The sequence below is a fragment of the Sphaerisporangium flaviroseum genome (genome assembly GCF_039537005.1).
GTDB classification, from domain to species: domain Bacteria; phylum Actinomycetota; class Actinomycetes; order Streptosporangiales; family Streptosporangiaceae; genus Sphaerisporangium; species Sphaerisporangium flaviroseum.
This window is the reverse complement of the sequence record NZ_BAAAZR010000020.1, coordinates 148,203-160,543: the sequence shown is the minus strand read 5'-3', so window position 1 is coordinate 160,543 and position 12,341 is coordinate 148,203. Positions and strand designations below refer to the sequence as shown.

Annotated in this window: 9 protein-coding genes and 2 pseudogenes; 7 read left to right on the top strand and 4 right to left on the bottom strand. The window is 61.0% G+C overall.

What is annotated here, in order from left to right:
• Nucleotides 1-12: 12 nt before the first annotated feature.
• On the top strand, nt 13-306 hold the full coding sequence (locus ABD810_RS26225; protein WP_344945825.1) for a transposase: 294 nt from the start codon (nt 13-15) through the stop codon (nt 304-306).
• A gap of 175 nt (nt 307-481) precedes the next feature.
• Here ABD810_RS26225 and ABD810_RS26220 read toward each other — a convergent pair.
• A pseudogene (locus ABD810_RS26220) lies at nt 482-1,368 on the bottom strand (IS5 family transposase); the annotation flags it as partial.
• A gap of 511 nt (nt 1,369-1,879) precedes the next feature.
• Here ABD810_RS26220 and ABD810_RS26215 point away from each other — a divergent pair.
• On the top strand, nt 1,880-2,665 hold the full coding sequence (locus tag ABD810_RS26215; RefSeq protein ID WP_344945822.1) for a GAF domain-containing protein: 786 nt from the start codon (nt 1,880-1,882) through the stop codon (nt 2,663-2,665).
• A gap of 55 nt (nt 2,666-2,720) precedes the next feature.
• Complete coding sequence (locus ABD810_RS26210) at nt 2,721-3,074, top strand: hypothetical protein (protein ID WP_344945819.1); 354 nt, start codon at nt 2,721-2,723, stop codon at nt 3,072-3,074.
• A 152-nt stretch (nt 3,075-3,226) separates the two neighbouring features.
• Here ABD810_RS26210 and ABD810_RS26205 read toward each other — a convergent pair.
• Nucleotides 3,227-4,155 (bottom strand): annotated as a pseudogene (locus ABD810_RS26205) (IS481 family transposase).
• 243 nt (nt 4,156-4,398) lie between these two features.
• On the bottom strand, nt 4,399-5,313 hold the full coding sequence (locus tag ABD810_RS26200; protein WP_344945816.1) for an IS3 family transposase: 915 nt from the start codon (nt 5,311-5,313) through the stop codon (nt 4,399-4,401).
• 262 nt (nt 5,314-5,575) lie between these two features.
• On the opposite strand from ABD810_RS26200, the gene ABD810_RS26195 reads away from it, so the two are divergent.
• The gene (locus ABD810_RS26195) at nt 5,576-6,670 is read left to right on the top strand and encodes an IS110 family RNA-guided transposase (RefSeq protein ID WP_344945813.1); all 1,095 of its coding nucleotides are present in this window, start codon (nt 5,576-5,578) and stop codon (nt 6,668-6,670) included.
• Here the strand turns inward: ABD810_RS26195 and ABD810_RS26190 are convergent.
• On the bottom strand, nt 6,624-6,962 hold the full coding sequence (locus ABD810_RS26190) for a transposase (RefSeq protein ID WP_344945810.1): 339 nt from the start codon (nt 6,960-6,962) through the stop codon (nt 6,624-6,626). The two genes, ABD810_RS26195 and ABD810_RS26190, sit on opposite strands and share 47 nt — an antisense overlap.
• Before the next feature lie 72 nt (nt 6,963-7,034).
• Here ABD810_RS26190 and ABD810_RS26185 point away from each other — a divergent pair, with 72 nt between their 5' ends.
• From ABD810_RS26185 to ABD810_RS26175, 3 genes are all read left to right on the top strand, one after another.
• Nucleotides 7,035-8,309, top strand: a complete 1,275-nt coding sequence (locus ABD810_RS26185; protein WP_344945808.1) for an ISL3 family transposase — start codon at nt 7,035-7,037, stop codon at nt 8,307-8,309.
• Nucleotides 8,310-9,272: 963 nt separating this feature from the next.
• Entirely contained in the window at nt 9,273-9,992 is a 720-nt protein-coding gene (locus ABD810_RS26180) for a GIY-YIG nuclease family protein (RefSeq protein WP_344945805.1), read from the top strand.
• Nucleotides 9,993-9,998: 6 nt separating this feature from the next.
• Complete coding sequence (locus ABD810_RS26175) at nt 9,999-12,008, top strand: DNA sulfur modification protein DndB (RefSeq protein ID WP_344945802.1); 2,010 nt, start codon at nt 9,999-10,001, stop codon at nt 12,006-12,008.
• The last annotated feature ends 333 nt before the right edge of the window (nt 12,009-12,341 follow it).

Here is a 12,341-nt window from a genome sequence, read left to right as displayed (position 1 = left end):
GAACGAGGAGCGATGGCCGCATCGAAGAAGTACCTCGACGAGCTGCGTGAGCGCGCCACCCGGATGGCGGTGGAAGCCCGTCGCGATCCCGACACCGCGACCGGTGCGATCAAGCGGATCGCCGACCAGTTGGGGATCCATCCTGAGGCGTTGCGGGGCTGGGTGAAGCGGACCGAGGTCGACGCCGGGCAGCGGCCGGGGACTACCAGCAGCGATGCCGAGCGAATCGTGCAACTGGAGCGGGAGAACCGTGAGCTGCGGCGGGCGAATGCGAGCCTCAAAAGCGCGTCGGCTTTCTTCGCGTAGGTACCATGAACGGCATCCCGGCGGGCTTGCTCGTTTCTTTGCTGCCCCGGCAGGTGCTGGTGGCTTGTCGCGATGTGCGGCTCGCCGGGGTCCTGCCGTCCGGTGTGGCTTGATAGATCCTGAACGAAGTAGAGATCCGGCACCCGACTGGATCGGGGAACGCGCCCGCCCTCATTAGGCATCCGATGGTGGTGCCGGCGAGGTAGCGGCTGGCGATTTTGTCAAAGCGGGTGGCGATGGCCCGCCACTGCTTGAGCTTGCCGAAGCAGCGTTCCACCAGGTTGCGCTGCTTGTAGACCTCGGCATCGAAGGCGTGGGGGCGGCCTCCCGTGGCTGCCCTTGCGTTTACGGTTGGCGATCTGGTCCTTACGCTCGGGGATGACAGCCTGGATGCCACGCCTGCGCAGGTAGGTGCGGATCTTCTTGGACGAGTAGCCCTTGTCGCCGATCAGCCGGTCAGGACGAGTACAGGGCCGGCCTTGCCGCCACGGGGTAGGCGCAGCTTGGCCATCACCGCTTCGAACGCCGTGCAGTCCACCACGTTTCCGCCGGTCAGGTGCAACGTCATAGGTAGGCCGCGAGCTTCGGTGATCAGATGGAGCTTGGTGGTCAGTCCTCCCCGGGATCGGCCGAGCGCCTGCCGCTTTTGCGATTGCTTCGTATCGATCGTCCCGCTGTCGTCCCCCCTTTTCGGGCGCCGGCGGCGTGCTGGTGAGCCCGCGAGATGGTGGAGTCGATGGCAAAGCTCCATTCGACGTTTCCGACGGAGTCGTCTTTGACCTGCATTTGCTCCAGCAGGCGGGCCCAGGTCCCATCGGTGTCCCAGCGCTTGAACCGCTCGTAGCAGGTCTGCCAGGGACCGTAACGTTTAGGGATGTCCCGCCAAGGTGCGCCGGTCCGCCACCGACACAAGATCCCATCGATGACCTGCCGGTGATCCCGCCATGGACGACCACGGCCGTCGGTGGCGGGAAGCAACGGCTCGATCCGCTGCCAGGCCTTATCGGTCAGCTCACCACGCCTCACCACGATGGACCATCTGACCGCAGCCACCGTGATCATTTGTCAGACATGCTCTAGGCCCTTGACCTCGGTGTACGGCTCTTGCCAACCCTTGTCTCGGCAAGACCATCCCGCGCATATCCCGCAACGGCTATGGGCATCATTCCAACGCCCAAAAGCCGCCCAATGGGCGAGACGCAGCATGGACATGCTTCTACGAGATCGCCTCGCCAGGCATGCCGCGGCCGTACAGCTACGGCGCTCCAGCATCTCCACAGGGTCAACGCCAAGATCCTAGCTTCCTGCTCGCGGAATGGGCAGGGCACAGTATGAACTGCTCGAACGAGTCCCAGATGCCCAAACTCCTTCTAATTCGGGCGGCCAATAACCTCATCTATGGGCTTTTCAGACATATACCCCATATCCATAGTACGATCCAGGGGGCTGGATGTATCTTTCCCATTTCATCCTCGACGACCCATGAGCCTCAGTTAGGGTCAATATTCGCATAAGGATGGAGCTGGCTTCATAGGAGCCAACCGCCACACACCACTCTCCGTGGAGCTCGCGAATGCCCAAGGCTCTGATCCCCCGACCCAAGACTGTCACCATAATCCGAAATTTTGTTCTATGGACGATGACAGTAGGCGGCACGGTCGTAACAGTCGTCTTCGGGCCACTGGCAGGACAGGGTGGCACCGATCAGACGCGGAACCTCATCCTCACTGCCATAGGAGCGCTGGGGCCGGTAGCCGCAACAGGCATCAACCAAATACGGGCATACCGCGCCACACGTGGACAAGAGGAGATCGAAGGGCGATCCATCCTAGCGGTACGAACGGCGCTTTCGACCGCCGTGCACTTTTTGCGCGAGATAGCAGCAGAAGAAGCCAAAGACAAAAAGCAGGAGCTCATGGGAAGCTTCATGCAAAGTGTTGTGACGGCAGCCGTCGTGCTCAGCGGTGCACCCAAGACTCGCTGCGGCTTCTTTCGGATCAACGGAGACATCATGAAGTGCACTGTCTTCAACGGCGCAGATGGGCGAGCCGACCGACCCGAAACGATCTTCACTAACTCCAGTACGGACAAGGCCGGTGAGGCAATGTTTCGCCTGGTCAAGTCGGGCCAGTTGGCCCATTTTCAAGACGTATTGGAGAACGCACCACCTGGCCTCGAGGCCGGGCGCAGCTATCGCACCTTTATCGCAGCAGCTGTCATCGCAGGTGAGAAGCCGTACGGTGCTCTGACGATCGACTGTCCTGAGGCCAACGCCTTCGGTGAGAGAGACATACAGATCATGAAGATGCTGGCAATCCTCATGGCCGCTGGGCTAGCCCTTCTACCAGAAAGCGCATGAGATGAGCCTGGCCTGGGAACATACTGTAGTGAGCCCCGACTCTAGGGAGGGCCGGATGAAGCCACGCGTTGAGAAGGTAGTCGACCAAGAATCTGTCCGCTGGATCGAGCAAGACGGCCGGTTGGATGCACAGTTTTTCAAGGCCGCGTACTTAGAGGCTCTAACGGAAGCTCATGATGACCTAGCCAGACGCCAAGCTCAGCAATTAAGCCAGCGTTCGCGTGAGGTGTTGATCTGGCTAGCCATTGCGCTGCCCGTTGTGGTCTCTCTGCTGTTTGCCGGAGTTGCCGACTCTTCCATCTTTACCTCCTTAGGAATCGCAGCTTTAGCACTCATCCTTACCCGACTTGGAATCTTGCTTGTAGAGCCCTCCAGAGGCCATCACCGATCAACCAAGCACGAGGAATGAACCCAAAGGAGCGACGGTTGCAGACTCACGCTGGCCAAGGCTAGAAGACCAACGCTGCGTGCACAGGGTCGATCAGCATCAATTCCACGTGCACCAGCCCGCGGCGGCGTGCCGGTGGTCGGCGTTAGACTTATGCGGCCGACAGTGATCGTTTACGCCTGGGTCTGAGTCTTCTGCTTGAGGCGTTCGTAGGGGGCTTGGCCGCCGAGGCCGCCGTGGGGTCGATGGTAGTTGTAGTAGTCCTCCCATTCGCGGAGCTTGTCGTTGAACACCTCGGCGTCGTCGATGACCACGCCCTCCAGCATCCGGTAGAACTCCTCGGCGTCGATGCGGTGCGAGCGCTCCACCTTGCCGTTGAGGCGTGGAGTCCGCGGTTTGATGTAGGTGTGGGCGATGCCCTTATCGAGCACGTGCCAGTGAAACGCCGACTGGAACTCCGCGCCGTTGTCGGTCTGGATCACCTGCACCTGGAACGGCAACCGCTGCAGCACGTAGTCAACGAACTGGATGGCGGTCTTCTGGTTCAGTTGCGGGTAGATGCGCAGCACCCGCAGCCGGGTGCAGTCGTCGATCGCGGTGAACTGGTAGTACTTGTTGCGGCCGCCCTTGCGGCCGGTGACGCCGGCGATGGGCTCGATGAACTTGACGTCGATCTGGACGCGGTGGCCGGGCAGCTGTTTCTCGTACCGCTTCCACCGCTTGTCGTGGCGCTTGTAGCGCTGCGAGGCCGGGAGTCGGCTCATGTCCAGGCGCTTGAGGATGCGCCATACCCCGGAGCGGCTGATGGTGATGTCGTGGTAGCGCGCCAGGTACATCGCGATCTTCTCCGGGCCGAAGTGGTAGTTCCGCCGCAGGTACATGATCTTCCCGACGATTTCGACGTGGGTGGCTTTCGGGCTGGTGTGGGGCGCTTGGACCGGGTGCGCAGGCCTTCGATGCCCTCGGCCTGGTAGCGGCGGTACCAGATGTAGTACGCCTGCCGGCTGATCCCGTAGTAGCGGCACGTCAGCGCGACGTTGCCCGAGACCTCCTCGACGTGACGGATGACTGCCAGACGCCGCTTGGCCTCACGATCGAGCAGGGGGGTTGGGGTTCGACATAGATGGTCTCCGTAGTCGCCGGAGACCCAGGTGTCAACGATGTCTGGCAGTTTTAGACCTCCGATGCCAAAGTGGCTCTTCGATCTTGAGGGGGAAGTTCCTGGGCGTGGCCTGACAGGCGAGAGCCCGTGGCCCCGTAACACTGGCTGTTGATCAAGGACAGTTAGTGACGGGGGCCACGGGCTGTGAACGACTGGCAATCCCCTGAAAGCGTGGAGACGTTTCTATGCGGCGATGGCCTCGCGAGGCCTTGCGGTGGTGGCCGCTCGGGCAGCCATGATTCGGTGTTCGTAGTCGATCGGGGATAGCCCGTCGGCGGCGCTGTGCCGGCGGCGGGCGTTGTAGAAGTCGGCGATCCAGGTGCCGATCTTCACGCGCGCCTGGTCGCGGGTGGGGAAGCGGTGCCGGTGGACGAACTCGACTTTGAGGGTGGAGTTGAACGACTCTGCGGCGGCGTTGTCCAACGCGCAGCCGACCCGGCCCATGGACTGGACCACGCCCCAGTGCCGGCAGGCAGCCTGAAAGCGGGCGGCGGTGTACTCGCTGCCACGGTCGGTGTGGAAGATCACCCCGTCGATGGCGCCGCCTCGGGTGACGGCGGCCATCTGCAACGCGGCGATGGTGAGGGCGGCATCATGATGAGCCGACATGGCATAGCCGAGCATCCGGCGGGAGAACAGATCCTCCACCGTGGCCAGGTAGAGCTTGCCCTCACCGGTGGGGATTTCGGTCACATCGCCACACCACAGCACGTCCGGGGCGACTGCGGTGAACTGCCGCCGCACCAGATCAGGCGCGGCCGGCCGTTTCCCAGCCCTGGTCAATCCTCGGGGTTTGCGGCGTTCGCGGGCGACCAGGCCCAGTTCGGCCATCCGCGCCGCCACCGTGTTGACCGAGACCCGCCATCCTTCCTGATGCAGATCCCGGGTGATCCGCGGGGACCCGTAGGTGCCGGCCGAGGCGTGGAATCTGGTGGCGATCGCCGCATCCAGGTCTGCTTGCCGCTGCTGGCGGATGGTCGGCGCCCGGTCGCGCCACTTGTAGAACCAGGCCTGCGAGACGCCCAGGGCCCGGCAGGTCAGCACGTGGGGGACGTCATGCTCGGTCTTCTGGGAAGCGATGAAGGCCGCCACGCTCACCGGCCCGTCGCTTCCTTCACCCAGAGGACCACTGAGCGCTTGAGGACTGTGAGACTGAAGGGGCACCGCCCGAAAGGCCTGGGTCTGACCCGGCTTGAGACTGGCCGTCGTGCCTTCGTGATGACCTGTCGGCCCGGCCTGGGCGGTGCTGCCGGACCAGGCGGGGATGTGTCCCCATAGGGGCCTTGCGAGCGCATCGTCACAGTCCTGACCTCCTCCGCCCGGCCGGTTCACCCCGTGTCTTGAGCCTCCGAGGAGAACCGTGACCAGCGTCGCCCCCGACCTCACCACCAATGACCAAGACCACGAGCAGGTCGTCCTGGGCGTCGACACCCATGCCGACGCCCACGTCGCCGCGGTGATCACGGTCATGGGTGTGCTCCTGGGCACCAAGGCGTTCCCGACCACCGCTGCCGGCTACGTGGCCCTGCTGGCCTGGGCTCGCGAGCACGGCCAACTGTGGCGAGCAGGTGTCGAGGGCACCAGCTCCCACGGCACCGCCCTGAACCGACACCTGCGCCGCAACAACGTGCAGGTCATCGAGGTCAATCGGCCGGACCGGGCGGCCCGGCGGCGGCGCGGCAAAACCGACGCGGTCGATGCCGAAAACGCGGCCAGGGCCGTACTGTCCGGGCAAGCCACCGCTGTCGCGAAGGGCGGTGATGGCTCAGTCGAGATGATCCGCATGTTCAAGATGGCCAAGGACTCGGCCATTAAGGCCCGTACCCAGGCCATCAACCAGCTGAAGGCCGTCCTGGTCCGAGCGGAGCCCGACCTGCGTGACTCGCTCGCCGGCCTCGGCCCGGTCGCGCTCATCCGCTCCTGCGCCGAACTCGAGCCCCCCGGCCTCCACAGCATCGAGGATGCTGCCACAAGTGTGCTGCGCACGCTCGCTCGCCGCATCCAGTCACTCTCCCAGGAGATCCGCTCCCACGAGGCCTCCCTGACCGCGATCATCTCCGCCTGCGCCCCCAAGCTGCTGAAACAGCGCGGGATCGGACCCGACACCGCCGCATCGCTGCTCATCACCGCAGGTGACAACCCCGACCGGCTCACCAGCGAAGCCGCGTTTGCTGCCCTGTGCGGCGTCAACCCCATCGAGGCATCGTCGGGGAAGACCGCCCGGCACCGGCTCAACCGCGGAGGCGACCGCCGCAGCAATAGCGCCCTCTACACGATCGTCCTCACCCGGCTCCGCCGTGACCAGCGCACCCGCGACTACGCCGAACGCCGCACCACCGAGGGCAAATCCAAAAAGGAGATCATCAGGTGCCTCAAACGCTACGTAGCCCGCGAGGTCTTCCCGATCATCACCCAGGCACTCTCACCAGCACAAACCCAGCCCGTCGCAGCTTGACAAACATAGGGGCGTCATCGCGCTCCATCTCCAGTTCGGCGCGTTCCTTGGCCCACTCGGCCTTCTGCCTGCGCAAACGCGCCAGTTCCTCACGCTCGGACTCGGCCAGCTCCCCGCCCGAACCGGTGTCCTGCTCGCGGGCCAGCCGATCCATCTGCACCCAGTTGGCCAGCGTGCCCGCATCAATGCCCAGGTCCTTGGCGACCTGAGCGATCGACTTTCCCGTCTCCCGGACGATGCGCACCGCGCCCGCCCGGAACTCCGGATCAAACCTACGTCTGGTCTCTCCCACGCCCAACCCTTCTTAGGTCAGGTCTCCACGGTACGAGGGGAGAGCCATGACAGTACTTCGATCCTGTTCGGCATGCCGGAAGTAGCGGTGGTGGACGTCGAACGCGTCGCCGATGTCGATGGGAAACCGGGACGGCTGGTGCATATCGAACGTCCCGAGGACTGGGCGGCGTGCCCCGAATGCGGGGTCATCTCCACCTCGGTGCGGCAACGGCGCACGACCCGTCCGCGAGATCTTCCCTACGGCGAGGAGCTGATCGGGGTGCGCTGGCGCAAACGGCAGTTCGCCTGCACCGAGCAGCTGTGCCCGCGTAAGGCGTTCACCGAGTCGGTCGCGGAGATCCCGCCCAGGGCGCGGGTGACGGGCCGGCTGTGCCGGATGGTGGCTCGCCAGGTCGCCTTGGGCCGCTCAGTGGCGGCGGTGGGCCGGGAGTACCGGCTGGGCTGGCCGCTGGTGCACCGCCACTTCGCCGCCTGCGCCGATGCCGTCCTGGTCGAACCCCAACCGCCACGGGTGCTGGGCATCGACGAGACCCGCCGGGGCAGACCCAAGTGGCTCAAGGACCAGGTGAGCGGGACCTGGACGCGGACCGAGCGGTTTGAGACCAACTTCGTCGACCTGTCAGGGGATGGTGGGTTGCTCGGCCAGGCGGCCGGCCGCACCGGCAGGGCCGTGGTGGACTGGCTGAACACCCGCGGCCACGCCTGGAAGAGCCGGGTGCAGATCGTGGCGATCGACCCGGCCGCCTGCTACCGCACCGCGGTCAAACAGGCTCTGCCGCACGCTGTCATCGTCGTCGACCACTTCCACCTGGTCGCGCTAGCCAACAAGGCGCTGACCGCGGTGCGCCAGCGGGTCACCCGCGAGGAACGCGGGCGCCGGGGCCGTGCCACCGATCCGGAATGGGCCAACCGGCGCAGGCTGCTACGCGCCCGCGAGCGCCTGTCGCAACGCACCTTCACGGCGATGTGGAACACCCTGATCGACCACGAACCCACCGGGCAGATCCTCACCGCGTGGATCGCCAAGGAAGAACTGCGCACCCTGCTGGCCTGCGCCCGTACCCAGGCACCCCGGTTGGTGATCTCTCACCGGCTGTTCCGGTTGTTCTCCTGGTGCGCCGATTCGGGCATCCCCGAGCTGATCACGCTCGCCGAGACGATCGAAGCATGGTGGCCCGAGACACTGGCGTTCATCACCACACGTGTCACCAACGCCCGAACCGAGGGGACGAACCGGCTTATCAAGGACGCCGCCCGCGTGGCGTTCGGCTTCCGAAACCTCAACAACCAACGCCGCCGCGTACGGTTGGCGTGCACACATCACTCGATCAACCCAGCGGCGTAAGGGTGAGCATCCCCCTCAAAGTTGAAGAGCCGCCAAAGTTGTCCTGTCCCTGACCGACCTGCTAAGTGGGATTGGCACTACTTGTGCTGGCCCATTTCGGTGACGGCCATACCCTACGCGGTCCGGCCGGCGGAGTTTACCTCAAGTCCACGTGTACTCCTTAGTGATCGTGTGGATCGCCTTACGGGCGTTCCCCGCACTGCCCGGCGCCACCCTAGGTTCTACCGCTGCCCAGGCAAGTGGGGCGGCTCACGAGGGCATACAAAGGCTATGACCCAGACTGAGCCGCCGGAATTGAAACACCCAATTGTGTCGATCGGTGCTAAATAGGGTCAAATGACGCATACCCTGACAGCTTGCGCCTGGCTCTCCTACGAGAACTTCCTGAATGGCTAGCGCCAAGCGCTTCACTGACGTCCGCGGCTCCGAGCAATTTGTTCCGGCCTGGCACCCGGACAGGGCACTCGAAACCTCACACCCCCGCCGAACTGCTCAATGCCGCTGGCTCTGGTGTTCTGCAGATGCAACATCTTCCTCGGCGTCACGACCTGGCCAAGCGCCTCACCCGGATCAGGCCGATCCTGCAGTCGTCGGAGTAGTCCACCCACATCTGTGGAGCCATCCCGAACTCATCTCCAGTACCAGTTACTACCCTTGGTGGGCACGGTGTGCCTCGTCTATTCCCGCCGCTAGACCGCAGCCAGTGAATCACTCGCTGCAAGCTCCTGTGGGGTTCACGGGGCGACTGTTCTCTGCGGACCTGCTACGCCAGGCGAACAGGATGAAAGCCTCACTCTGTGCGAGTACGTATCGCTTTCCGTCATCCTGTCCTGTTATAGTGCTCCGCAACAGGCAGAGAGCAATGGAGGAGCGCGCTGGTGTGGAGAATGTGTGTTTTCATCATTCAAGGCTGACCTCGTGAGCGTTCGCGAGTATATCTCTATGGGGCGCGCAAGCAGTGGTATGATCCCGAAGCTCCCAGGAATCTACATCTGGACGGTAGATCTCAGAGATATAGCAGTCGCCGCCCTCGAACATAATCCCGATGACGTTTACGATCAAATAAAACAAACGATGGCAAGGCCTCGGCATGAGGCCTTAGAATCGGGCATGGTCGGCAATTATAGGCATGTAGCGATTCAAGACCGTTCTCCGGAGCTGACTGGTGCGTCAGCAGAGCGCCTAGCCCAGATGGTTAGAGAGAGAAACCTGCATTTGGAATGGGCGTTGATGTGTGCAACTCTGTTCCAGAGGCCCCTCTATGTGGGGAAGGCGATTAATCTGGCGTCCCGCATCAGGACCCATGTGCGGTCCGATTCGCCTTTGAGTCGAGAGCTTGCCCGGCTACATTTAACGCCAAGCGATTGTGCGATCGTTCTACTCCCCGTCAAATCACCCGACAACATCGCAGAACTGATCGCTGCGGAGGAAGCTCGCAGACGATCTCAGGAAGCGAGCGAGAGTGGAAGCCCTGCTAGTCCTTTAGTACGAGAGGACGTCGATGATCGCATCAATGAGCAATACTTGGAGGATGGCCCTGATTCAGAAGATGAGCTAGATTATGGTGAGCTGTTAACATCAGACGTGAGCCCTGAGCTAAAACAGGCTGACGAACTGATTCGGCTGGCAGAGTCTTTGACGATTCGGCTCGCTCATCCGCTCCTAAACAGAAAAATGGATTGATAAGTCGTGGAACTTTCTTCGCTTAGTCGACGTAGGCACGCGTACACTGACCAGTATCCGTTCGTTAGTGGAGAATATTCGGTCGGAGACGAGAAGGTCCCCTACTTCTCGATCTCGATGACTATTCGAGAAGCAGACCAGTACCTTAGGCTCGCTCGGGAACTTGCCTTCAATGATCGAGAGCCGGTGAATCTGGAGGAGCTATTTCAGCGGGCAGTGGATGAGGACAGAGCTGCGGGCCCTATAACTACCTACCTACTCCAGCACGGTTCTCTTAAGTTCTTTAATTCTTTCACGGTCGTTCTATTGCCTGTCGATCACGACCACTCAAGCTCAGTGACTGATACCTATATCGAAGATCCAGACCCGCCTGAAGACGAACCAAATCCTGGGCTCGCACGAAGGTCTATTGGGCCAGTGCAGATTGACGATCTCCCCAACAGTGACATTGGATTCATTCGCTGGAGCACTAAACGCGCCAAAGCCGTAATCCTGGATGGTCAGCACCGATTTCTGGCGCTAAAAAAGATCCTCGATAGTTCTCAGGCGAGTCTGCTCCGCCCTGAAGAGACGAAAATCCCTGTCCTTCTTCTTGTCCTAGATCCTCGTGCCGGCTTCCTTCCTCCGCAAGACCAAAGCACGGTACTACAAGCGTGTCGGAGCATTTTCGTGGCTCTGAACAAGCATGCAGTCCCAGTCTCAAAAACTCGGACTTACCTCTTAGATGATCAAGATCTTATATCTGTCAGCATGCGACGCCTGCTTAGTTCCCACGTTGGTGGCCCTCTCGAGGGCGCCGGGGAGCGAGCTGGCCGTATACCGTTAGCACTTGTTGACTGGCATTCAGATCAAGCCAAGTTTGACCGAGGCCTTTATTTGACTAGCGTCATAGGTCTTCATGAGACGATTCGACAGGTTTATCCGCCTCGGCGGGACGAAACTGACTACGAAGGGCTAGCAGAGTTCATTGGGAGGGTCTCAGCACTTGTCTCGCCATCTTCACAGTCTCGATGGTCCGAACTGGACCTACGGGCAAAGGTAAAGAGGGCGGAACACGACGATCTTCCGTTTTCGTTCTCTACGGAAGAGGTGTCAGCTGCCGCAGACTCTTTCGCTCGGGGACTTGGTCAAGCCATAGTTCGGCCGCTTCTCAGGCTGCGTCCGTATGAGGAGCTACGCGCGAGATATGAGGAGGCGGGATTTATCGGGGGCAGCCGAGAGCTGTGGCTAGGCTTTGATAAGTCAGGTAAACAAGCATATGAAGCTCGCACCGGAGAACAGCCGTCCGAAGAAGCCATAGCGATCGCAGATACAGTCAAAGCAGGTAATCTGGCATTCGCAGTAGTATTTCAGCGTGGCCTTCTTTTGTCTGCTGTTCGATTCGACATCGCGAGATCAGAGTTTAAGGATGGCTGGAAGCTCTCGCCTTCCAGATTCTCAGTGCTCGATGCATGGATCGATCGAGTGAATGAACGTATCGTTCCGTTTCTCAAAATCGTTGATTTCTGGCTCGGGGCCGGCATCGGGAATGATCGAAACGTTAACTTCACAAAGTCGGGAGCGAACGGCGTAAAAGGGCTCGTTTCGCTCGCCGTTCTTTGTGACATTGAGGCACTGCGCCACGAAGCTTCTTTGCTTGCACATTCGTCCTCATTGGAGGATCACCTGTCGGACAGCGATAAGGTTGCATGGGAACTGATTGTAGAGCCAAAGTCTCCATATCTCCGAGATGACCGATTTATGGCTGAAGCTGCACCACGGCCGATGCAAATGGCGGCATACAAGTGGCTTGCAGAGCAATATCGGCTGATAAGCCCCGGTCCTGCCTCGAGCTTGCAGGTGGCATTAACTCGAGAAGCTTGCATAGATTTTCGTAATTCCTCTAGAGCCTACATACGCAATGAACTTAAGGCGACCGGCTCGGCATCCCCTTCGAATGCAGATCTAGTTATGAAAGCCACGCTGGTGTTGGCTGCTCGACGATTGGCTATCGTTGCAGCGCAAAGTGAAAGCTAAGTTCGGATAGAGGATTAGTCAGGTCAAAATTCGAATCACCTCTAGGGCGCTATAGAAGTCACCAGTCTCAACAAATAAGGCAAGCGTCTTTAGGTGTACATTAATAGCTTCATCGATCGCATCTACTTTCAGTAAGGCAAACGCCAAATGATCGAGCGCTGCAGCTTCCTTGTGGCGATCTTCAAGGTGAGTGAAGATCTCAGCGGCCTCACGGAAGGCGACGATGGTCTCGTTTGCGTTTCAGATTCCTCTGAAGCCAGGCCTAAATTATAATGCCCTTGACCTTGAGCCTCGGGATCTCCGCTCTCTTCCGACAATTCGATGTCTCTTCGA